The sequence below is a fragment of the Clostridioides sp. LIBA-2809 genome, from assembly GCF_056688965.1.
The window spans coordinates 1,622,464-1,646,625 of the sequence record NZ_CP197004.1 but is presented as its reverse complement, the minus strand read 5'-3'; the positions used below and the strand labels follow the sequence as shown (position 1 = coordinate 1,646,625).

At 26.8% G+C, this 24,162-nt stretch carries 23 protein-coding genes, 1 pseudogene and 1 riboswitch; of the genes and pseudogenes, 5 read left to right on the top strand and 19 right to left on the bottom strand.

Going from position 1 to position 24,162, the window contains the following annotated elements; translation table 11 throughout:
• Nucleotides 1-14 precede the first annotated feature (14 nt).
• Nucleotides 15-548, bottom strand: a complete 534-nt coding sequence (locus tag ACTG44_RS07900) for a PadR family transcriptional regulator (protein ID WP_479920120.1) — start codon at nt 546-548, stop codon at nt 15-17.
• Nucleotides 549-690: 142 nt separating this feature from the next.
• On the opposite strand from ACTG44_RS07900, the gene ACTG44_RS07895 reads away from it, so the two are divergent.
• On the top strand, nt 691-1,533 hold the full coding sequence (locus ACTG44_RS07895; protein ID WP_479920119.1) for a creatininase family protein: 843 nt from the start codon (nt 691-693) through the stop codon (nt 1,531-1,533).
• Between the two features lie 235 nt (nt 1,534-1,768).
• Here the strand turns inward: ACTG44_RS07895 and ACTG44_RS07890 are convergent, their stop codons facing one another.
• Nucleotides 1,769-1,969, bottom strand: coding sequence for a 4Fe-4S binding protein (locus ACTG44_RS07890; protein ID WP_479920118.1), 201 nt, complete (start codon nt 1,967-1,969; stop codon nt 1,769-1,771).
• A 274-nt stretch (nt 1,970-2,243) separates the two neighbouring features.
• Here ACTG44_RS07890 and cdeA point away from each other — a divergent pair, with 274 nt between their 5' ends.
• Nucleotides 2,244-3,569, top strand: coding sequence for a multidrug efflux MATE transporter CdeA (cdeA, locus tag ACTG44_RS07885; protein WP_021384266.1), 1,326 nt, complete (start codon nt 2,244-2,246; stop codon nt 3,567-3,569).
• 80 nt (nt 3,570-3,649) lie between these two features.
• Here the strand turns inward: cdeA and ACTG44_RS07880 are convergent, their stop codons facing one another.
• The 7 genes from ACTG44_RS07880 to ACTG44_RS07850 all read right to left on the bottom strand — a co-directional run bounded on the left by ACTG44_RS07880 (nt 3,650) and on the right by ACTG44_RS07850 (nt 10,609).
• Nucleotides 3,650-4,444 carry an ABC transporter permease gene (locus ACTG44_RS07880; RefSeq protein ID WP_479920117.1) on the bottom strand — a complete coding sequence of 265 codons (795 nt, stop codon included), beginning with the start codon at nt 4,442-4,444 and terminating at the stop codon, nt 3,650-3,652.
• On the bottom strand, nt 4,445-5,320 hold the full coding sequence (locus tag ACTG44_RS07875; protein ID WP_479920116.1) for an ATP-binding cassette domain-containing protein: 876 nt from the start codon (nt 5,318-5,320) through the stop codon (nt 4,445-4,447).
• A complete protein-coding gene (locus ACTG44_RS07870) occupies nt 5,313-5,693 on the bottom strand; it encodes a GntR family transcriptional regulator (RefSeq protein WP_021384290.1) in 381 nt (126 codons plus the stop codon). The genes ACTG44_RS07875 and ACTG44_RS07870 overlap by 8 nt, the downstream gene beginning before the upstream one ends.
• Before the next feature lie 182 nt (nt 5,694-5,875).
• Nucleotides 5,876-6,535, bottom strand: a complete 660-nt coding sequence (deoC, locus tag ACTG44_RS07865) for a deoxyribose-phosphate aldolase (RefSeq protein ID WP_021384280.1) — start codon at nt 6,533-6,535, stop codon at nt 5,876-5,878.
• Nucleotides 6,536-6,570: 35 nt separating this feature from the next.
• Nucleotides 6,571-8,115, bottom strand: coding sequence for a murein biosynthesis integral membrane protein MurJ (gene murJ / locus ACTG44_RS07860; protein ID WP_479920115.1), 1,545 nt, complete (start codon nt 8,113-8,115; stop codon nt 6,571-6,573).
• A gap of 844 nt (nt 8,116-8,959) precedes the next feature.
• Nucleotides 8,960-9,844, bottom strand: coding sequence for a sigma-70 family RNA polymerase sigma factor (locus ACTG44_RS07855; RefSeq protein WP_021384276.1), 885 nt, complete (start codon nt 9,842-9,844; stop codon nt 8,960-8,962).
• Between the two features lie 291 nt (nt 9,845-10,135).
• Nucleotides 10,136-10,609: a type I restriction enzyme HsdR N-terminal domain-containing protein gene (locus tag ACTG44_RS07850; RefSeq protein WP_479918537.1), complete on the bottom strand. Its 474-nt coding sequence runs from the start codon at nt 10,607-10,609 to the stop codon at nt 10,136-10,138.
• A 258-nt stretch (nt 10,610-10,867) separates the two neighbouring features.
• Between ACTG44_RS07850 and ACTG44_RS07845 the strand changes: the two genes are divergently transcribed.
• The gene (locus ACTG44_RS07845; protein ID WP_021384264.1) at nt 10,868-12,040 is read left to right on the top strand and encodes a DUF1002 domain-containing protein; all 1,173 of its coding nucleotides are present in this window, start codon (nt 10,868-10,870) and stop codon (nt 12,038-12,040) included.
• Nucleotides 12,041-12,123: 83 nt separating this feature from the next.
• On the opposite strand, the gene proC is transcribed toward ACTG44_RS07845, so the two are convergent.
• The 8 genes from proC to ACTG44_RS07805 form a co-directional block, all read right to left on the bottom strand.
• A complete protein-coding gene (gene proC, locus ACTG44_RS07840; protein ID WP_021384261.1) occupies nt 12,124-12,927 on the bottom strand; it encodes a pyrroline-5-carboxylate reductase in 804 nt (267 codons plus the stop codon).
• Nucleotides 12,928-12,966: 39 nt separating this feature from the next.
• Nucleotides 12,967-13,557 carry a helix-turn-helix domain-containing protein gene (locus ACTG44_RS07835; protein ID WP_479918535.1) on the bottom strand — a complete coding sequence of 197 codons (591 nt, stop codon included), beginning with the start codon at nt 13,555-13,557 and terminating at the stop codon, nt 12,967-12,969.
• Between the two features lie 892 nt (nt 13,558-14,449).
• On the bottom strand, nt 14,450-15,061 hold the full coding sequence (locus ACTG44_RS07830; protein WP_044213203.1) for a DNA-3-methyladenine glycosylase: 612 nt from the start codon (nt 15,059-15,061) through the stop codon (nt 14,450-14,452).
• Nucleotides 15,062-15,164: 103 nt separating this feature from the next.
• A complete protein-coding gene (locus tag ACTG44_RS07825; protein WP_479918534.1) occupies nt 15,165-17,900 on the bottom strand; it encodes a sensor histidine kinase in 2,736 nt (911 codons plus the stop codon).
• 147 nt (nt 17,901-18,047) lie between these two features.
• A complete protein-coding gene (locus ACTG44_RS07820; RefSeq protein ID WP_021384237.1) occupies nt 18,048-18,839 on the bottom strand; it encodes a MetQ/NlpA family ABC transporter substrate-binding protein in 792 nt (263 codons plus the stop codon).
• 36 nt (nt 18,840-18,875) lie between these two features.
• Nucleotides 18,876-19,532 carry a methionine ABC transporter permease gene (locus tag ACTG44_RS07815; RefSeq protein ID WP_479918533.1) on the bottom strand — a complete coding sequence of 219 codons (657 nt, stop codon included), beginning with the start codon at nt 19,530-19,532 and terminating at the stop codon, nt 18,876-18,878.
• On the bottom strand, nt 19,525-20,490 hold the full coding sequence (locus ACTG44_RS07810; protein WP_021384244.1) for a methionine ABC transporter ATP-binding protein: 966 nt from the start codon (nt 20,488-20,490) through the stop codon (nt 19,525-19,527). The genes ACTG44_RS07815 and ACTG44_RS07810 overlap by 8 nt, the downstream gene beginning before the upstream one ends.
• 117 nt (nt 20,491-20,607) lie before the next feature.
• Nucleotides 20,608-20,714: riboswitch (SAM riboswitch) on the bottom strand.
• A 174-nt stretch (nt 20,715-20,888) separates the two neighbouring features.
• Complete coding sequence (locus ACTG44_RS07805; RefSeq protein WP_479921547.1) at nt 20,889-21,056, bottom strand: hypothetical protein; 168 nt, start codon at nt 21,054-21,056, stop codon at nt 20,889-20,891.
• Nucleotides 21,057-21,143: 87 nt separating this feature from the next.
• On the opposite strand from ACTG44_RS07805, the pseudogene ACTG44_RS07800 reads away from it, so the two are divergent.
• Nucleotides 21,144-21,467, top strand: a pseudogene (locus tag ACTG44_RS07800) (DUF4097 family beta strand repeat-containing protein); the annotation flags it as partial.
• A 205-nt stretch (nt 21,468-21,672) separates the two neighbouring features.
• On the opposite strand, the gene ACTG44_RS07795 reads toward ACTG44_RS07800, so the two are convergent.
• Complete coding sequence (locus tag ACTG44_RS07795) at nt 21,673-22,272, bottom strand: hypothetical protein (protein ID WP_479921546.1); 600 nt, start codon at nt 22,270-22,272, stop codon at nt 21,673-21,675.
• Nucleotides 22,273-22,517: 245 nt separating this feature from the next.
• On the opposite strand from ACTG44_RS07795, the gene ACTG44_RS07790 reads away from it, so the two are divergent.
• A complete protein-coding gene (locus tag ACTG44_RS07790; RefSeq protein ID WP_021384242.1) occupies nt 22,518-23,114 on the top strand; it encodes a DUF3793 family protein in 597 nt (198 codons plus the stop codon).
• A gap of 94 nt (nt 23,115-23,208) precedes the next feature.
• Here the strand turns inward: ACTG44_RS07790 and ACTG44_RS07785 are convergent, their stop codons facing one another.
• A complete protein-coding gene (locus ACTG44_RS07785) occupies nt 23,209-24,162 on the bottom strand; it encodes an NrtA/SsuA/CpmA family ABC transporter substrate-binding protein (protein WP_479921695.1) in 954 nt (317 codons plus the stop codon).

Below are 24,162 nucleotides of genomic sequence, written 5' to 3'. Positions count from 1 at the left end.
TGATTTTCACTTATTTACATACTCTTAATTTTAGGAATTAAAGTATCTACTCCCTTTATTTGGGCTTCAACAATATACAAACTTTGAATTGTATTTCCTATAAAAACCTCATTTACACCTTGCTCTTTCATATTCTCAATCTGCTTCTTGATTCCATCTTCGTATTTTTTAAGTAAATCCCTTCTCTTCTCTAATAATATTATACTTCTATCTTTACCTAATATCCTAATAAAAAACACTGCTATTGAAAATGAAGTTATATCATAGTCAAAATTACAAATAAAGCTTTCTATAGTATCTAATAATTCTTGGTTTCCCTTTTCTGTAATACTATAAACAGTTTTATCTGGCATATTACCACTTTTTTCAATACATCCAACTATATATTCTTTTTTTTCAGCACTTTTAATTGTCGCATATACCGTTGAATCTGCAATATTATACCAACTCTTCACATTTAGTTTAGAAAGTAGCTTAGTTAATTCATATGCATTCACTGGTTTCTCTTGGATAATACCTAAAAGAATAGTCATTGTTTTTGAAAGCAAATTTATTTCCTCCTTGACACTATTATGTATATATAGTACTCTATATATAGAGTACTATATATTTACATTATAATTTTATCATTAAATCTACTAAAAAAAAAGAGTACTACAACTAAAATAAATTTTGGGGAGGTTTAAGATTATGAATTTTAATTTACTTAATCTTTCATGGGAAGATATTTTAAATTTAGACAAAGAAAAATTAATAGTATTTGTTGGAATTGCTCCAATAGAGGAACATGGTAAACATCTACCAATAGGTGTAGATATTTATGAAACAGAAGCATGGATTAATCTTGCTATTGAGAAACTAGATTCAGTTCTACCCAATTATTATTATGGAAAACTCCCTATAATACCTTTTGGCTTTGCAGATATGGGAACTTTCCCAGGTAATATTCATGTTAGTCGTGAGTTGATTTACAAAATAACTTATAGTACATTAGAAAATATAGTTAAATGGGGTATTACAAACATCATCGTTATATCTGGTCACGCTGACCCACTACATACAATTACTATAGAACAATCTTGTGAGGCAATCAATAAAGAGTATGGAATAGTTTCAATTTCACCTATGGGTTCAATTTTTAATTCTGAACAAAAGGAGATACTTAGAGATTTTCCTGATTTTGTTGAAGAAAAAATCAAACTATTTCCAAATGATTTTCATGCTGGATGGATTGAGACATCAAATATGTTAGCACTATACCCTGAATTAGTAAATGATAATTATCAAGAGCGACCTGATATATCTATCAAAGATAATGAAATGATGGATATTCAAAAAGTTATTAATGTAATCAAAAATGAAGGTCATATCGGATTTCCTAAAGAAGCTAGAAAAGAATTAGGAATTGAATTAAATAATAATATTGGAGAAGAAATATGTAAAGCTACACATAATTTTATTTTTCGTTCTAATTACGAAAAATATATGCACCATCCTCTATATGATATACCTGCTTTAAAACTTAAAATTTAAAGTATGCAATTAAAAACTCATTTTACTATCTATTTAGCTCCATTAGAAACATATAAAAATATTACATATTGAAAAATTTTAGTTTTATAATTATCTTTAAAGTTAAATTTTCATAAAATTATATAATTTACTTATAATATATATAAAACTTACATAAAATAGCACTTATAACTGATTATGAGTGCTATTTATATCATATTCTTCTCTTCTATTTATAAAACCAAGAATTTCCACCTCATGTTACCTTTACAATAGCAATTGTGAGAATAATTACAAAGACTAATAAAACTATGTATTTTAGATATTTTAAATATTTATCATCATAAACTTTTTTTATCTTTGTTAGAAATGATATTTTATATAATAAATCTTGTACAAGTCCAAAAGGACAAAGCCATTCACAGGTAAATCTTCCAAAAAAATCACCAAATGCCATTAAAAAACCAATAATTTGAACTGAGAATTTAGACTCTCAACTTGACAAAACTGCTTGTAATAAATCTATTGGACATGTATCAAATAGAATAAATAAAACAATAACTATAATAATAGAAATACCTTTTTTATTATCTTTAATAAAGTTACTTATTGTCCTTGATATAGTTCTTTGTTGATTTAAAGCTATTTATCGTATAAATAAACTTTTTCTTGACTATATAGTTACTATATAGCTTATTATATATAGAGAGTAATAAAAGGAGGTAAAATTTATGGAAAATTTATTTACAAGAAAATTCACTACTTTTGAATTTCTAAAATTTGTTTCTCCTGCAATTATATCCATGATATTTATATCTTTATACACAATAATAGATGGTATCTTTGTATCAACATTAGTTGGTTCAGATGCTCTTGCTAGTATAAATATTGTACTACCTATAATCAACCTTGTTTGTGGATTTGGAATAATGATGGCAACTGGAGGAGGAGCTATAGTTTCTATACGTATGGGCGAAAATAGACAAGATGATGCCAACTCTACATTTTCTTTTATAGTTTTGTTTTCATTGATTGTTGGAATTTTATTTACAGTAATCTCGTATTTTTTTGTCAAGGAAATATCTATTTTGCTTGGAGCAACAGACAAATTGCTACCCTATTGTATAACTTATGGTAAAGTTATGATTTTATGTACACCATTTTATATTTTAAAATTTATATTTGAATATTTTATACGAACTGATGGAAACTCTAAATTTAGTTTATTTCTATCAGTCATTGGTGGTGTAACGAATATAATATTAGATTATATATTTATTAAGTATTTTGGAATGGGTCTTTTAGGTGCTGCCGTTGCAACTGCTATAGGTATTATTCTAACTTGTATTTTAGGTATTATTTACTTCTTATCAAGTAAGTCTACACTAAAACTTAGAAAACCAAAAAATGATTTTAGGCTTATAAGAGATACCATGATAAATGGTTCTTCTGAGATGGTTACAGAGTTATCTACAGGTATTACAACATTCTTATTTAATATAGTCGCTTTAAAGTTAGCAGGAGAAAATGGACTTGCAGCTCTTACTATAGTATTGTATGCTCATTTTTTAATGACCTCGGTATATTTAGGCTTTGCTGCTGGAGTCTCTCCATTAATAAGTTATAATTTTGGTGCTGAAAATAGTGACAAGTTAAAAGAAACATTTAAACATTCAATTAAATTTATATTAGTTTCTTCTTTGTTAGTGTTTATTGTTGCCTTAGTCTTCGCACCACTTATTGTTAGAGTCTTTGTAAACCCAGATAATACAGTATTTGAACTAGCTTTACATGGATTAAAAATATTTGCTTTTGCTTTTTTATTTGTTGGAATAAACATATTTGCATCAGGATTTTTTACAGCATTTCATAATGGAAAAATTTCGGCTATTATATCTTTTAGTCGTGCCTTTGTTTTTATAATTATAGGAATTGTAATTCTTCCTCCTATGTTAAACTTGACTGGATTATGGCTTACTGTTCCATTTGCTGAAATTCTAACTATATTTATATCTATTCCACTTATAAAAAAATATAAAAGTAGATATAACTACTAAAAATTTATATTTATTAGAATAAATAAACCTGCCTTAAAACACAAATTTATAAATTTGATTTTTGGCAGGTTTTAATTTATTTACAATAAGTCATTTGCATAATCTTTAATTGGTGCCCTTCTAAGCAATAAAACTATGAATAGTACACAAATAACCATAATACCTACTTTTGTTCCCAGTAAAATAAATGGATTCTGGAATAAATAAATAATTTTTTCTAAATATATCAATATCTTTTCTATATTCTTAGTTGCAAAATTAATCATATAAATTATTACTAATACAGGTATGCCTATCAACATAGTAACACTGGTAGCTTTTCTAACTCTATATGTAAAAGCGCCTAATAATGCACCTATAAGACCTACGAATATTTCATTTACAACTATCTGTACAAAATAATTTAAATAAGTTAGTAGTATACTCGATGTTGTTGGCTCTATTAGAGCAGATATAGATGTCCAAATTGCATCTTTCTTTAGTAAAGTTGACAAATCTATACTGTAACCTGTTATAATCTCTATAAATAATTTTGATAAAAAAATTAAAACCATACCTACAATAGAAATTATAAAGCTTAAAACAATTAAATTCGTAACAATAGCTTTTATACAACTTTTTCTATCTGCTCTTATACTTAAAGCTCCTGAGAAATCTTTATTAACCATATTTACTCCATACACAAATATCAGTATAGTTAGATATGTTAAAATAGGGTTCACATTTGTATATAGATTATTTTTAGATACTTCACCAAAGGCTTTAAGAGCTATTACTGGCAAAATATTCATAACAATTCCTACAATTACAAATGTGATTATATATAACTTAGTATTTTTGTTAAAAAATTTTATATATGGCTTTAATTCATTCATTTACAATCCCTCCTTCTTAGTCATGTTAACAAACATGTCTTGTAATCCTATATACCCTACTTCAATATTTGAATTCCTAATCACTTTTTCATCATTTTCACTAAAATCACCATAGTAAAAATAAGCAACTGTATTACCAAATGCCTTTTTAGGCTTTATATTTTTTATAGACTCTAATTTCTCTAGTTCTTCTTTGTTTCCAGTAATGTAATGGGCTTTTTGTTTTATAACATCTATCTCTTCATCTACAATAATCTTGCCCTCGTTTAATATTACTACATGTTCCAATAAATCATCTATTTCATCTATCAAATGAGTTGATATTATTATCGTTCTTGGTTTTTTTATATAATTATCCAAAATTATGTTATAAAATTCTTGTCTATTTACTGCATCTAGACCTATTGTTGGTTCATCAAATATAGTGATAGCTGAATTAGAGCAAATTCCTATTATATTTGATAGTACAGTTTTCATTCCTCGTGACAATTGTCTATACTTTTTTTTAGTATTTAAATCAAAATATTTACATAATTCTTCTTCTAATCCTTTATCATAGTTTTTATAGAAACTAGAAGAAAACTCAAATACTTGACTTACTTTAAAATCTGAGCTATAAAATTCTTTTTCTCTCACAACACAGACTTCTTCCAATACTTTTACATCTTCTTTTAAGTTATTCCCTAATATTTCTATGTCGCCTTCATTTTGAATCAACTGATTTACCATTATGTTTAATAGTGTAGTTTTTCCAGCTCCATTTTTACCTAATAAACCATATATTTTATTTTCTTCAAAGTTTAAAGACATATTACTAAAAATTTTTTGTTTTTTAAAACTATGAGATAAATTTTTAATCTTAATAGAACTACTCATATGTTATATCCTCCTTGAAATTGATTATAATATCAACTAGCTCTTCTCTATTTATTTCTAATTTGTCAGCTTCTTGAAGTAGATTTTTTATGAAATTATGTTTAAAATTTTCTTTTCTAGCTTCTTTTATAATAGTTTTTGCACCCTCTGATACAAACATCCCTATACCTCTCTTTTTATATAGAATATTCTTGTCAACCAGTACATTTATTCCTTTTAATACTGTAGCTGGATTAATCTTATAAAGCTTTGAAAGCTCAGTTGTTGATGGAACCTGTTCTTCTTCTTTTATTCCATTTGATAGTATCTCGTCTTCAATTGCTTGTGCTATCTGAATAAATATAGGTTCTTCATTGTTTAATACTAATTTCATAGGCTCCTCCTTTCTACATTAGTTAGTTACTCAACTAACTAACTATATAACTTATAATATCTTGAAAAAGATTCTCTGTCAATACTAAATAAAAAAAACAGAGGAAAAATTCCCTCTGTTTTTTATTCTATAAATTCATAATTAAAGTTTAATCATTATTGCTTACTCATAAATTTAGAAATTTAATAGTCTGTTGTATTCTCATTCTTTAATATTTTACATATTGAGCTAGTTCCTAGTCTTTCAGCTCCTGCTTCTATAAATTTTTCTGCATCAGAAATTGATTTAACACCTCCAGCAGCTTTTATCTTTACATCTTTTCCAACATGTTCTTTCATAAGCTTTATATCTTCTAAAGTAGCCCCACCTGTTCCCATTCCTGTAGATGTTTTTATAAAATCAGCACCTGAAATTGTCACTATTTGACACATCTTTATTTTTTCATCTTCATCTAAATAACATGTTTCTATAATAACTTTTAAAACTTTCTCTCCAATAGCTTTTTTTATTTCTTTTATCTCATTTTCTATATTTTCATAAGCTTCATTTTTTATATCTGAAATGTTTACAACCATATCAACTTCGTCTGCTCCATTTTCAATGGCATCTCTTGCTTCAAATACTTTTGTAGCAGTAGTTTGATATCCTAAAGGAAATCCTATTACTGTACATACTTTTATTCTACCTTTTAGATATTCTGTCGCTCTTTTTACATATGAAGGTGGTATACAAACTGATGCTACATTCATATTTACAGCTTCATCACATAAAATTTTAATATCTTCCCATGTAGTTGTAGCTTTCAAAATAGTATGGTCCACTGTTTTTAATATATGTTTCATAAAATCCTCCTAAATTTGTGATTAATATAATTAAACTACTTTTTTAAATGCAGTTTTCTTTTTGCAATGTTTAGTATCATGTCAACTTCTTCAACCTTAAAAATATTCATTAATAATGTGTAAATTCCACCTCCAACTATAACTGCAATAGTTAATGATACAAATTCATTAAATGTGCCTACTCCCAGAATTCCAAATACAAATTTATACGTAAGGTATGATAAAATACTCATAATAAAAGATGCAGCTAAAGATTTCAGAGTTGCTTTTATTATTTTATCTTGACCAAAATATCCAACCTTTCTTTTTAAATTCCAGAAAAGTAATAATATACATGCAATTGATGATGAACTTGTTGCAAGTGCAAGACCGCCATGAGCCATTGGTTTTATTAAAATCAAATCTAACACTATATTTACACCTACAGATATAATCCCATTTACCATAGGTGTTTTTGTGTCCTGTAATGAATAAAAAACCTTACCTAAAATATCTCTTAAACCAAATGCAGTCATACCAACTGCATAAAAAGTTAAAGCAGTCGCTGTCATTTGAGTTGCCCTAGCATCAAAAGCTCCTCTCTCAAAAATGATTCTAACAACAGGAGTTGCAAAGAAAATAGATGCAACTGAAATAGGAATCATTGAGATTATTATCATATTTATACTAGATTTAACTGAGCTTGTAAATTTCTTTTGATTATTTTCTGCACTTAACTTTGATAACATAGGATACATAACAGATACTATTGAAGCTGTAAATGTCCCTGTAACAAAACCATTTAATCTATCTGCATAAGTAAGTGCAGGAATACTACCTTTAACTAGTGTAGAGGCTAACGTTGTATCCACCAATGAATTCACTTGATTAACAGCAACACCTATAAATACTGGTGAAAGTAATGTCAGTAATTTAATGAGGCTATCATCTTTAAAATTTAGGTAATATAAGTATTTGTAGTTCGTTTTTTTAACAAAAAACATGTAAAAAAGTAACTGAACTACCATAGCAATCACAGCGCCAATCGGAAGTATGTATGGACCAAATACTGTACTTAGCATTATTGAAATAATTATTACTATATTATAAGGTATACTCCCAAATCCAACTACAATAAAATTTTCTTTAATTTGTAAAAATGCTGACATAACACTAGTAATACCTATAAATATTATTCCTGTTATCAATATCTTAGTAAACTTTACAGTAAGAAAAAATCTCTCTCCCTCAAATCCTATCGCAAATATACTTACTAGTTGCTTTGAGAAAATAATACCTAATATAGCAACAATTATGCATATACCAACTATTATATTTAAAACATTATTCAAAAACTTTAGTGCTTGCTTTTCACCTTGCTTACTACTTATATCTTGATACATTGGAATAAAAGTAGTAACTATAGCAGTACCAATTGCTGCAAATATAATATTTGGTATATTCATAGCTGTTAAATAACTTTCTGTATATAAGCCTGTACCATAAATTGATGATAGCACTAATTCTCTACCCATTCCAAGAATCTTAGAGATTATAGTAACTATCATCAAATAAAAAGTTGCTTTAGCCACCTTGCTCATTTTATCACTCCACTTCTAACATACTTCTTTTTAATCGAGTAAAATCTAGCTCCTTATATATAATTTAACCTATTAACCTTAAACCTATAAAATATAATTAACACCTATTTCTTAATATATCATAAACTACATTATTCTTCATATTTTTTTATTTCTACAATAACTTCTACATAATTATAATACAAGTTGTTCATACTCAATTATATTTAAAGAAATGGAGTTGTCACTTAATAACCTTCAAAGCAAAAAATAAAAAACAAATTTTATCCTCTTTTTTAAACTATATTCTAACATATTTTGTCCATATTGAGAAATTTTACTAGACTATTATTTATTTTTATAAAAGAGAAAATTCTTTTATTAATAACACTCTCTTTTTATTTTAGTTAACAATAATATGAATTACAAATATAGTATACTTAAGCATATGTTGTAGTTTTTCTAAATCAGATTGTGTTTTCCTTTTCAATCTACATATGTACAAGATTTAACTACTAGCATATTACTTTGTTGTGATATTGATACATTTTTGTTGTTCCTCTCTTAATAAATGCTCTGTATCTTCCAATATATGCATACCATGTCCAAACAATGTATTATTGAGATTATCTTGAATGCATAAAATAATTATAAAGGTCTTTAATTCTTTGTTGTCCTGTTTCCTTATCAACTTTACTTATGTTGGATTGTTGTAAAATCAAGATAGATTTGAGCAGGTTTTAAAGCATATTCTTCCATTAGTTCATAAAAATATTTTTTCCCCCACTCGTTAAAAATTCAAATAAAATAACAGCACGCCTATAAAATATAAGTGTGCTGTTTATATATAATACATTTAAAAATATTAATAGAAATGCTTTAATTGTTTTAACTTACTTGGATGTCTTAACTTTCTTATTGCTTTAGCTTCTATTTGTCTTATTCGTTCTCTAGTAACTCCAAATACCTTTCCAATCTGTTCTAATGTCTTAGGGTCATCATCATCAATCCCAAATCTCATTCTTAAAACTTGCTGTTCTTGTTCTCCAAGACCTGTAAGTAACTCTTCTATTTTTTCTTTTAAATTATGTTGTTCAACTTCTCGTATTACAACATCCTTAAAATCAGCATCTGATGGTATAAATTCAACTAAACTACTATCCTCATCCTCTTTTAATGGCGTATCTAAAGATACAACATTTTTATCTCTTCTTAATAATTCCAGTACTTTATCAACTTCAAGACCACATGCATCTGCAATCTCTTCCACAGTTGGTTCTCTTAATAATACATTTAAAAGTTCTTGTTTCTTTTTCTTTACAAAATTTATTCTTTGATGAAGATGTATAGGTATCCTAATAGTATTTTCGCAATCATCGATATATCTTGTTATGCTTTGTTTTATCCACCAAGTTGCATAAGTGCTAAATTTGTATCCTTTTTTATAATCGTACTTTTCTACGGCTTTTATAAGTCCTATGTTTCCTGCTTGAATTAAGTCTAACATATCAATACTATCTCTTTTATATCTTTTTGCTATGCTCACTACCAACCTATAATTTGAATTTATAAACTTTTCCTTTGCTACTGAAGATGAGTTGATTATTTCCTTAGCCAGCTCTACCTCTTCTCCCGCTGACAACATTTTGTATTCCTCAATTTCCTTTAAATACATTTTCATCGCATTCGATACATTTGATGAACCCACACAAATATAATTTTCATAATTATTTTCTTTTTTAGTATCCATAATCAAACCCCTTCTATTCATAGAATTTGCTAAAACAAAAATAAATAATTTAAATCTACATAATCTACAATTACATAATATCCCCTTCTTCAAACAAGTTGTTTTGTACATTATGTATACAAAGTTACAAAAACTATACCTATAATACTATTCTACTTTTAACACCAATATCCTCCCTATATATATAATTTATTTTATTCCATCTTGTTATATCCTTGGTTTTTAGAATGATATATGTCTAAAAAAAAGACTGTTTAATAAACAGTCTCTTTTAATCTATATGCTCGATATTTAATTTTCATGATGATTACATCCACAGCCACAATTTTCATCGTGATGGTGATGTTCTTCTAAATCTTTTACTTGTTGCTCCATTTCATTAAACTCTTTTACCATTATATCATAAGTTGGAAGAGCTGCTTCAGTATCGTATTCTTCGCCTCTCCAATCAGCATACATCATAGCATCGCCATTAGTTAAAACTAATCTACCTGACATAGTTATATTATCTACTTCTTCTAAAAATTCTATTTGTTTTTGTAAAACTTCACCTTCTAGCTCTACATCTTCATCCAAACATTGAACTATCATTACAGGTGCATAATAATCTTCCTCATCTTTAACATTTACAATAATATCTAAAGTTCCTTCTGCGCCTTCTTCAAATTCTGCTAATTCAACATTTGTATCAATCATATCCTGAGGTACTAATAAATCTTCTATTAAATATTTTATTACTCTATCTTTTACTAATTCCTTTGACATTTATTTTTCTCCTTCCAATTCTGTAACATTATCATAATCATTTCTATATTATAGTATACTACATTAATTGTTTTTTCAATCTCTTACAAAAATTATTTTTTTATTATCTTCCTTATATTCCCTTTTTTATTACAATCTTGTAATCGCATTGATTTAAAAAATAGTTTATATTTAGTATAATAGAAATGTAGTACATATTTTTATTCAATATATTAATATATTGAAAATGTAATGTATGTTAAATCTAGGAGGAATATTATGAAGTTTAAAAAACAAATTAGCTCTATTGTTATATCTACGATGCTGGTACTTGGAAGTATGAACCTTTCTTATGCAGATGGTACAAACGTAGTTACACTTGGAGCTAACTTATCAGAATCTCAAAAGCAACAAATGCTTAATTACTTTGGAGTGAAAAAAGACCAAGTCTTAGTTTTAGATGTAACAAATGCAGAAGAAAGACAATACTTACAAGGTGTTGCAACAGAAGGTCAGCTTGGAAAAGTTACTATATCTTGTTCATATGTTGAACCTACTAAAAAAGGAAATGGAATTAATGTTAAAACAGCAAATTTAACTTGGGTAACTAGCTCAATGATTGCTTCAACACTTACAACAGCTGGTCTTGAAGATGCCAATGTTATTGCCGCTGCTCCATACCCTGTAAGTGGTACTGGTGCATTGACAGGAATCATGAAAGCATTTGAAGATGCTTCAGGAAAGAAACTTGACGAAACAAAGAAAGAGATTGCTTCTGAAGAATTGGTAGTTACAGGTGATTTAGGAGATGATATAGGTCAAGAAAAGGCAACTGGTGTAATGAATGATATAAAAACAGAAATTGTAAAAAATGGCACAAAAGACACTACTCAAATAGCAAATACAATAAACAATGTTGTAAATAATTACAATATTACTATTACACCAGAACAAAAAGAACAAATTAAAGGTGTAATGAAAAAAATAGCTGACCAAGATTATGATTACAATAACATGAAAAATACATTAGATAATGTATCAGATAATGTAAATGAGCAATTAAAGAAATTAGGTGAGAGTGTTAAAGGCTCTGGTATACTAGACACTATTGGTGGATGGTTTAGTGGAATAGGAGACTGGTTCTCTGGTTTATTCTCAGGTGGAGATAAAAAAGATTTAGGAATCTTAAATAGCACTAATGATGAGTCTCTTGGCTCTGATGCTGTAATAAACTCTACAGAAGGTGTTCAAATAAATCCACAAGATAACACTGATTCTAATAATGATAGTAATTCAAATAACTCAGAAAATAATAATACAGCTAATAACGAAAATAAAGATAACTCTCAATCAAATAACGAGGACACAAATAATTCAGAAAATCAATCAAATAACGATGATTCAGTTGGTTTCTTTGAAAAAATAAAAAATTGGCTTTCAGGCTTATTTTAAAAATTAAATAAATAAAAAAAAGAATTGCCTAAAATAGAAATTTTCTATAAAAGGCAATTCTTTTTCTTTGCAATAAATTTTTATTACTCACTCATCTTTTTAGACTTATCTATACATGCACATATAGCTTTTATGACAGAAGCTCTAAAACCTTCCTCTTCAAGTACCTTAACTGCCTCTATAGTAGTTCCACCAGGTGAACACACCATATCCTTTAACTCGCCAGGATGTTTTCCTGTTTCAAGTACCATTTTTGCTGAACCCATAACTGCCTGTGATGCAAATTTATATGCCTGTTGTCTTGGCATACCTGCAATTACTGCTGCATCTGCCATAGCCTCTATAAATAAAAATACATATGCTGGTGCCGAACCACTCGCTCCAATTACAGCTTCTATAAGATATTCTGGTACTACTTCAGTATTTCCAAAAGAATTAAACACTTCTGTAACTGCCTCTAGGTCTTCATCGTTTATATTTTTATTTATAGAAAGAGAAGACATAGCTTCATTTACAAGAGCTGGAGTATTTGGCATAGTTCTAACTATTTTTTTATCTTCTCCTATGATTGACTCTATATCTTTTATAGATTTTCCAGCGGCTATTGTAACTACAATTTTACTGTCATCTATAAAATCTTTTATATCTTCTAAAATATCATCATATATATCTGGCTTAACAGCCACAATTACTATATCAGAGTTTCTAGTTACTTCCTTTGAATCTTTTGTAGTATTTATTCCAAAACTTTTATGTATTCTATCAAGTGTTCCCTGACTGTATGCTGATGCTATGACCATATCAGGTTCAACTAATTTTGAATTTACTATCCCTCCTATCATAGCGCTTGCCATATTTCCTGCACCTATGAATCCAATTTTTTTCACTATAGTACCTCCTTATTATCTAGTATTAATAGTTCAAATTTAAACTTCTTTAATCGTATCAGATTTCTCAAATGGATTTGGAACACTTACCACCAAAATTTTTACTAATTTATTAGTATAGTTGACCCAATTGTGATTGTTCTTTTCACTATTATAATGTATTGTATCTCCTGGATACATTTCTATTTGCTCATCACCCAAAAACACTGTAAGAGTACCCTCTAGCACATACACAAACTCCTCACCGTCATGTACGTAACAACAAATTTCTTCACTACTCTTACTCGGAAGAATTTCAATTAATCTTGGCAACATTGTTTTTTCCTTTAGATTAGATGACAAATGATAATGTATAAATGTAGAATTTTCTACATCAAACACTTCTTTCTCATAACTTCTTAATACAGCTCTTTTATGCTCTTTCGGCTTCATAAAAAAGTATGTTAATTCTACATCTAATACACTTGCTATTTTTCCTAAGGAATCTGTTGCCACACTTGTCAATCCTCTTTCAAGCTGTGACAAAAAACCAATTGATAAGTTTGTTTTTTCACTCATATCTTTCAGTGTCATTTGCTTTTGAGTTCTAAGTTGCTTTATTTTTGCTCCTATGTCCTTATTCAAAACCATCACCCCTAAATAATTTTAATTTTTTCATAATATAAATACAAAAATATAAATATAGGCTGTTATGCCTATTTTATTTCATTTTTTAAAAAAATTATTAGTATTACTATAATTTATTAAATTTGTTTTGTCTACACTTTTACGATTTATTTTTCACATATTTTTATCTAACTTTACCAATTAAATATCTACTTCTTACAAGTCTTTATTTTTTATATAATAAAACTTAAGTTATTCATATGATTCACTATATTATCAAAATAATTCATAATAGTATACTAATTCTATTAATATACCTTATCTAATCAATATATCTAAATTATATTTTATATGTTGCATGTCTTATTTAAATTTAATTATTAAAAATTCAGATTATTATATTATTATTTCTACACATTCTTACATCCTTTTTTATAATTATAACATAATTTTACAATTTAATGACATCTATTCAATGTCTTTTTTTACTTTGCAACATCTTCCATTTTATAATTTAATATTATATATATTTTTAGATACAGCCTTGTCAATTTTTAGATTGTCAAGTGTTATTGAAGTGTTTTATGTTCTTTTAAATATATCTCTATTCTAAATAGAATTTCTTTTTTTGTCAAAATTTCTTCATTCTTTAATAATTAATTTATTACTTATAAAATAAGTTAATTATCTATATAAATTTTATCATTTTTAATAAAATACACAAAAAAATTAATTTTTGTAGCTTATTTCGCCAAAATACATCTTTATTTATATTAGTAAAATAATTATAAATTTATTAAAATATGTTCTTAATTCATAAATTTATTTTTATTAAACTAAAAATTCTATAAAAAAATAAGATATCTATCTGGAGAAAATAATTTCCCATAGACAGATATCTCGGTTACATCAAGATTTATTCAATATAAAAACGCCACAAAAAATCTTTTGCCTCTTCTGCATAATCTATATTTATACGCTTACTAGTCTTTATATCCATCTGATTCTTACTAAACACCTTTATTCCTTCCTCATTATAATAGAAATCACTTATATATAACTCTTCACCCATTATGCTCTTGCTATTTAAGCTTCTATCTATTTTTAAAGCCTTACAAAGTTTTCCTGGCCCATTAGTAATGTTTTTTATTTGATATTTGCTCAAATCATTGTAAGATTTATTATATCTATTTATAGATATCTCATCTAGAGAAGTTACAGGTTCTACGCCTCTTATCAATACACACTCTGGTATATTTTCTACATTTGCCGATAAGTTTAAACAGTTGTACATACCATAGATTAAATAAACATATATATGTCCACCATCTAAATATAATGGCTTAGTTCTGTCCGTTTTTTTGTCACCATACACATGTGCTCCTTTGTCGGTTATACCCATATATGCTTCTGTCTCTATTATTTTAGTAACAATTGTTTTATCTTCATACTTTCTTATAAGATATTTGCCTAGTATTGATTTGGCTAAATCAATACCATTTTTTCTAAAAAAATCCTTTTCCAACACTTCACCTCATAAAATTTATTTTCAATGGATACAGTCTAGCTAAAAACATAAATAAAATTAGCTTATTTTATACTAGTATACGAATAATAGATTTCAGTATTTATTATTTATATATATCAAAAAATTCTATCTCGAATTTTTCAATGTTGTCATTATAATTTGACTTATCATAGACTTCTTCAACCACTTCTCTAATTGGGAATATAATTTTTACTTCTGTTCCTTCTCCTACTTTGCTGTCTATGTAAATTTCCCCATTTTGAATTTCAATCAATGATTTTGTAAGACACAGCCCTATTCCACTTCCAAATTCATTTGATATTCCACTATTTTCAATTTGTTTAAATCTATTAAATATATCAAATAATTTTTCTTTTTCTATACCTATACCAGTATCTTTTATAAGTATCTCTACTGTTTCACCTTTTTTATATATCCCTACAAGAATTTCTCCACCTTCTAAAGTAAACTTTATAGAATTTGATAATATATTCAGTATTATACGTTCTATAGATTCTGGGTCAAGCCCTACTCTCATAGTTTCCTCATTTGTATCAAAAACCAAGTCTATTCCCTTAGACCTAGCATAACTACTAATAGATGTAACTATTCTCTCTGTTATATCAATAATATCAAAATTAACTGCTTTAATCTTATATATATCTGATTTAACTTGAGAAATATTTATTATATTATCTATTAATCGTAATAATCTAAACATATTTTGTTTAGTTATTTGTATATGTTCTTTTAGTATATCCTGAGAATCAATTATTTTTCCCTTTTTATAAAGATTTTCGACAAGTTGAACTGAACTATATATATTATTTAAAGGTGTCTTAAGTTCATGAGATATATTAGCATAAAACTCCATTTTCATTTGGTCATATTGTCTTTGTTTTATTAATGCCTTCTTAAGTCTTTCAGACTCTCTTTGCACACTTAAATCTTTAATAATTCTCACTCTACTTCTTTTTTGTCCAAAATACAATGTTCTTGATATCATTTTTACTTCTTTAATATGATTATTTTCGTTTACTATGTGAATACTCTTTTCTCTCTCTCCTATATTTAAATTATTTATGTATTTTTTTACTAATATATTTCTATATTTTTGTGTTGTAACTCCTAATACGTCACTAGAAATTCCAAATAGTTCTCTAAAAGCTCTATTTGTATATAGAACTCTTGATGTACTTAAATCTTCAAGAAAAATAGCTTCTGGTATAGCATCTAGTAATTTTTCGTATATTACCTTTTGTTCATTTACTATTCTAAGTATATTTATTTCTTTAGTTATATCTCTAAACGTAAGCAATTTAAATAGCTTATTATCAGACCAATAATCTCCAACTCTAACTTCTTCAACACGGTCTTCACCTTCTGAGTCAGACATTACAAAATTAACTATACAGTTTGCTGTATCATTATAACTTACTATTTCAGCTTTCTTTTCTTGTGTAAGATTTAATCTCTTAAATGATCTATTATCAAAGAAATCTATATTGAAAGTTTCAAAATATTGTTCTAATGTCATGCCAACTAAATCACTTGAATTACATTTAAAGCTCTTTTCATATTTCTTATTTATGCTTATTATCTTATTCTTCTTTATACCACCTTCAGCACTTCTTACAAGTATAGGAGATGGAATATTTAATATAATATTTTCATAATCTTTATTTATATGTCTTATTTCTTCATCCATTTTGATTTCATTTGTAATATCATTTAAGCTTATTAAGTAGTTACTTTCTTCTTTATTATTACTTAAACTCAATAAATAGATTTTATCATTTAATTCTACCTGCTTGTCAATTATACTTATATCATTGTCAAACTTCTTTAATTTTTTAGCTACATTTTTATCTTCTTTGACAAAAGTTAATATTTTATAAAAATTACTCATATCTTTTGAAAACTCATTTTTAAATTTATTATTTGTATAGCTTATATTAAAATCATAATCTGTTACTATCCACACATTTGGTATTGTATCAAGAGCTTGTCTCAATAACTCTTTTCTTTGGTCTATATAATTCTTTAATGTTCTTTGTATAGTCATATCTTTTTCTATTGCTAAATTTATCTTCCCTAGTTGCTCTGACTTTCTACTTAATTTTTTATTTATATAATCAAGCTCGTAATATGGATATACTATTCTATTATTGAAACTGTATACATATACATAATAAGTATGGTTACATAATAATAAATACACTACTCCTATTAACCTATCTGTATCTACTGTACTAAAACAAATTGCTATAAATCCTATAATTGTTGTAAAAAAAGCAAAATATGATAAATCTTTTATTAACTTATAGTGTTCAATTGTACTATCAAATTTATTCAATAAATATAACAAATTAAATAACGACATAGCAATATTAACTAATATAATAATCATATTCCAATTAAAATCACTAAAAATATTTCTTATAAAATAGTCTACTATGACAAAAGCACCATAAAAAATTAATACAGGGCTTATTCTCAATTTTTTTATTTTAGAAATGGTTAAATATATAAAAGTAGACATATTAATTATACTTAGATTGAGTAGCACAATTTGGAATTTTTGAAGTTTTAAATCTGCTACTCCTAAAATACTTACAAAAACTAATACGAGACATCCTATTTTTAATATATTTATAAATTCGTCTTTTTTGAAACTAGTTATATAAACTATAGAATACCCAAATATCCAAAGTAAAATTATCCTATACATATTTATAGAAACTGTATACAAATTTATATTTAAAATTGCAATAATCAAAAATACCCCATTAGCCAGTATATAGACCTTATTCTTGCTTAAAGTTCCCTTAGATTCCATATTCCCCACCACTTCTTCATTTTTATATAGTTTTACCTATAAATATGTTACCACAATTCTTCCAAAAAATTTGTCACTTTCTAGTTATAAAAAAAAATGAGTAAATATTTTTAATTTTACTCATTTTATAGATTTTGCATATTCAATTTAGAAAGCTGGCACTATACTTCCTTTATATTCATCTTGTATAAATTTCTTAACTTCTTTACTGTTCATAGCCTCTGATAAAGCCTTTATCTTATCACTATCTTTATTATTTTCTCTACAAGCTATTATATTTACATATGGAGAATCGCTTGATTCTATTACTATAGCATCTTTAGTAGGATTTAAGTTAGCTGTTAAAGCATAATTGGAATTTATAACTGCTCCATCAACATCTTTTAATACTGTTGGTAATTGTTCTGCATTCATTTCTTTTATTTGTATATTTTTAGGATTTTTAGTTATGTCTTTTTTAGTTATAAGCTCTCCATCTTTTACTTCTATTAATTTACTTTTTGCTAATAATTTAAGTGCTCTAGCTCCATTAGTTGCATCATTTGGCACAGCTATAACTGCTCCGTCTTTTATTTCATCTAATGACTTAACTTTTTCTGAATAGAATCCCATTGGCTCTATATGAACTTTAGATGTATACGTAAGTTTATATTCTTTCTCCTTCACAGTTTCTTCTAAAAATGGAATATGTTGAAAGAAGTTAGCATCCAAAGAACCTTCATCTAAAGCTGTATTTGGAAGTACATAGTCATCAAATATTTTTACTTCTAAATCATATCCTTTTTCTTTTAATAATGGCTTTGCAACTTCCAATATCTTTGCATGTGGATTTGATGAAGCTCCTACTAGTATTTTCTTATCCTCTTTGTTTGAACAACCTACTGCTGATATTGCTATTGCTGATACCAATGCTACTGATAATAATTTTTTTAATTTCATTTTTTACTCCCCCTCTTTAAAATGTTTATGATTAAGTTATTTTAGTTTCTTGTAAGCTAGATTTCCTATACCTTGTATTATCTGAACTAATATTACAAGTGCTATTACTGTATACACCATTACTGCTGTATCAAATCTTTGATATCCATAAATAAGTGCTATATTACCTAATCCTCCAGCTCCTACTGCACCTGCCATAGCTGTATATCCAAGTATAGATATTATTGATAATGTAATTCCAGATACTATTGAAGGCATGGCTTCCTTTATCATAACTTTAAATACTATTTGTCTCTTTGTAGCTCCAAAAGATCTTGCAGCTTCTATCAATCCTTTATCAACTTCATTTAGTGAACTTTCTATAATTCTAGCGATAAATGGTGCTGCACCAATAGTTATAGGCACTATTGCAGCAGTTTCTCCTATACTTGTTCCAACGATTAATCTAGTTATTGGAATCATTGCAACTATAAGTATCATGAATGGGAAACTTCTAAATATATTTACTATAAACCCTAAAGCACTATTTATTGTGCTATTTGGTTTTAATCCATCTGGTTTTGTAACCACTAATATGATTGCTAGTATAAATCCTAATATTGTTGCCACTATAGTTGGTACTATAACCATATACAAAGTTTGTAACAATGCATTTGGAAATAGTGTTGTCAAAAAGTCGATTAAACTATTCATTTATCATTTCCTCCCATCTTATGCCCTTACTAGTTAGATATTGTTTTACTTGTTCTCCACTTTTATCTGAAACATTTATGATAAGTGAGCCTAAAATATCTTCTTTGAATTGCTCTAATTTACCGAATATTATAGAAACATCTATATTTAGTTCTCTTGCCATAGTTGTAATAATAGCTTCATTAGAAATATCTTTAGGGAATAGTATCTTTATATTTGTTCCCTTTGGTAAGATTATACTTTCTTCACCGATTAATTTTCTAAGTCCTTTAGTATTTCTTAAGAAAATTTCTTCTGTATCTCCCACCTCTAAAACTTCTCCATTTTCCATTATTGCTACTCTTCCACAAATCTGTTTTATAACTTCCATTTGATGAGTTACAACTATTATTGTTATTCCTAGTTTTTTATTTATATCTTCAAGTAATGAAAGAATTGATTTTGTAGTATTTGGGTCTAATGCTGAAGTTGCTTCGTCACAAAGAAGTACTTGTGGATTTAGTGCCAAAGCTCTAGCAATTGCAACTCTCTGTTTTTGACCACCACTTAGATTTCTAGGTTTATCATTTTTCTTTTCAGATATTCCAACTACTTCTAATAACTCTAAAACTCTTTTCTTGATTTCTGATTTTGTATATCCAAAACATTCTAATGGCAATGCTACATTATCAAATACAGTTCTTCTCTCAAGTAATGAAAAGTGTTGAAAAATCATACCTAACTCTTTTCTTAAATCTCTCATCTGCTTTTCATTTAATGACTTTACTTCCTTATCAGAAACAAGTACATTACCTTCTTGATATTCTTCCAGTCCATTTATGCATCTAAGTAGTGTTGATTTACCTGCACCACTATGACCTATTATTCCAAAAATTTCTCCAGATTCTATTTCAATATTTACATCTTTAAGCACTTGAATCTTTCCATAATACTTATTAACATTTTTTATGCTAATCATAAAATTTCCTCCCCATATATTCTGCTCAGTTTTTATGTTTATCCTAGCTTATGTCTTTTAATTTGTATCTAACAAAATAAAAGCCTGAGTATAAACTCAGGCTTAGAAAGCTATTTATACTCATCTATCAACTATATTAGTTGCAGGATTTAGCACCAATGTATATAAAATATACTGGTTGCCGGGTTTCAAAGGGCCAGTCCCTCCACCACTCTTGATAAGACGTTATTTAATTTAATTTGATTATCATTTGTTGCTATGTTATATATGATATATTCATTAATAATATTTGTCAATGAATTTATTTAAATTTCTTATTTTTTATTACTTTTAGTGAAAAATAAATATCTATTTTTTATTGATTTTATAGCTTGCAAACCCCTGTATTTTCAAATGACTTAAAGGCAATGATGATTACATAACTCTAACACCTTAGACTTTATTAAAGATTTAAGTTGCATACATTCTATTATTGTAGTATTATTTACAAAAGACAACAAATACTCAGCTACCCAATTCAGAGTATATTTTGGTATATGCATATCTATATAACCACGATTAGACAAAACTTTTAACCCTCTTGCCAGTAAAAATTCTTTTAAACGTTCAGTGGCAATGTCACTTGTGACAAACTATATGGAAATGTTACATATACTTCCACTAGTGGGAATGTGGATATAAAATCTGCTGTTGGTTCAGGAAATTATAAATCCAATAATTCTGGTAATTTAAATATCGAATATACTAAAGTAATTAATAATCTTTCATTCTTTAATAAAAATGACAAGATTAATATTATACTTCCTAAAGATTTAGAGTTAGAATTTATAGCAAAAACAAAAAATAGCTTAATTCCAATCAATTTTCAAAAATATATTATTATTGAGAAAAAGACAGCAAAATGGAGAATTCGTAGTCATCCTAATATAGAAATTAATGTTGAAAGCAATATTGGAAATATTAAGGTTACAAAATGATAGTGCTTATATTTTATGATGAAAAATATCAATGTCTTCTTAGATATCATACCAATTTGCTAATATTATTGAGGAATTAAGATATTCGACTTAATTATTGTATTGGATTTTGATATAAAAAAATACGAAGCCCAAGAAAGATAATATCTTCAGGGCTTCTATATGTTTTAAAACTTTTTCATTTTATAATTAGGTATTTGTTATATTATTTTTTATTATTTCCTGTTATTCCTAGTCTATCATTCATATCTTTTATCATTTTTCTAAAACCACTACCTATATCATTTCCAACATCTTCTGTTCCATGAACTAGTTTCATAAAGTCATTTTGACCTTTTTTCATATCTTCATCAGATACATTGTCTAATTTTTTTATTCTTTCATCTATATCTTTTACTAATCTTTCACCTTCAGTTATTAATTCATCATTCATTTTCTTTAATTCTGTATCTTCTGTTTTACCATCTTTTTTAAGAGATGTTACAAATGATTGTATTTTATCTCTACTATCTTTGTACGCAGCCTTTACATCATTTAAGTATTTTTCATTTCCTGGATATTCTTTATCCTTAAACTGATTGTTTATGCTTTCTGGAGTATCATAAATAGAGTATCTATTTAAACCTGCTATATAATCGTTATAACTTGTTGAATAATAATTCATATAACCTTCATTGTTATTTACTGATTCATTGGGATTTTTTCCTGCATTCTCACTTGCTTCTTTTGTTTTTTTAGTACATGCAGTCATTCCTATAGCTAATACTAACGCTAGTCCTACAAATAAAGTTCTTTTTAATTTCATTTTTATTATCCTCCTAGATGTTTTGTATTACAAAAAAATTTAATATATTTCTTTCTTAATTTAGTATTTCTATATTTTTATTTTTTATTTACTAAAATTAAACAAGTTATAATTTATTTTTTTGGAAATTATAATAAATAAACAACTAAATGAAAAAAATATAATTTTATTGTTGATATTGATTATCATTCATAGTATAATTTAATTAATTGATATTAATTTTCATTTGAAGGAGGTTATCTTTTATGTCTTGTTGTAATTCACAATTTTGTTGTAAAAATAAAATTGAATCATCATATATAAAATGGCTTTTAGAAGTTTTAGGTCCAGTTTTTTTAGGTTCTAAACCTGCTGAAATAATAAATATTTCATTTACTGATGTAAATAGAGAGGAAAAGATTAGTGACATTTACAAATATCTATATAAATGTAAAAAAATAGATTTTATAGTTATTGATAAAAAGAAAAAAGGATTAAAAATCTTATTTGTAAACAAAAATGCATTATCAGAAAGATTAAAATGTAAAAAAACAGTAAATTTTTTAAAATTTCTAGGATATAAACAAAATACGAATGTCAATGCTTATTTGGAGCATTTAGTAAATAAACTTAATGGTGATACTTTCCCTGATGAAATAGGAATTTTTTTAGGATATCCTCTTAAAGATGTAATTGGCTTTATGGGATATAGTAATTATGAAGTTTCTATGATTAAATATTGGAAAGTTTATGGAGATACAAAACAATCAGAAGACACGTATTCTAAATTTTTACTTCATCGTAAGAAAATGAGAAAATTACTAGACTACATAAGTGTAGATAAAATAGTAAGTTGTTTTTAATTGTGTTTTTATATATGACAATAAAAAATACACCCTTTTACTATGCTGTTTCCATAATAAATAAGGGTGTATTTTTTACTTCAATATTCTAATTTTAATTGTACAACATATCTTTAATATTTATTTTCTTTTCTTGCATTCCATTAGACATCAAGAATTCTTGTGTATCTTCTAACTCTTTTATATCTTTATCTGTTATTTTAGAACTAAAATCATACCAAGAATACATTTCTTTTGTTTCATCTAAAGATAATCCAACTTCTTTAGATACAACATCCATTACTTTGTCCTTATTTTCATCCATATATTTTAAAGTATCTTCATGAACTTTCATAAATCTTTTTACTAGTTCAGGATATTTTTCAGCAAAATCATCACTTACAGCAGTAACTATTATTCCACTAACTAATCCTTCTCCATTTACAATCATCTTAGCACCTGAATTTATTGTTTTTAATGCAGTTGGACCTGCAAGCATAGCTACATCAGCACTTTTACTTTCTAATGCAGAAGCAGCACCAGGAATATCCATATTTACATATTCAACATCGTCTATAGTGTAACCTTCCTTAGCAAGTGCAGCAATTAATAATTGATGAAGTATAGTTCCCTTTGGCCCTACTATTTTTTTGCCTTTTAAATCCTTTATAGATTTAATATTTTCGTTATTAGTTATAAGCATATATCCTTTTGGTGATCTACTATAAATATTTGTAATTTTAAGACCAACATCATTTGAAGCAGCTATTATTGCAGATGTTCCACCTAAAGCATGTAAAAAGTCTATCTCCCCTGCAGCTAGTGCCTGAGTTTGCTCTGGTCCTGTTGTTAATTCATGAAAATTAACTTTTATATTGTCCTTTTTAAATTCTTTTCCAAATAAGTCATCCTTTTTTTCCAGTATACTAGGAACATTAAGTGGTGATTTTACATAAGTCAGATTTATTTCCTTTGGTAAACTAGCTTCTTTTTTTGCAGGTGCATCTTTGTCCTCATCTTTTGTTGAGCATCCTACAGTACCAACCAACACCATTACTAAAGATGTCAT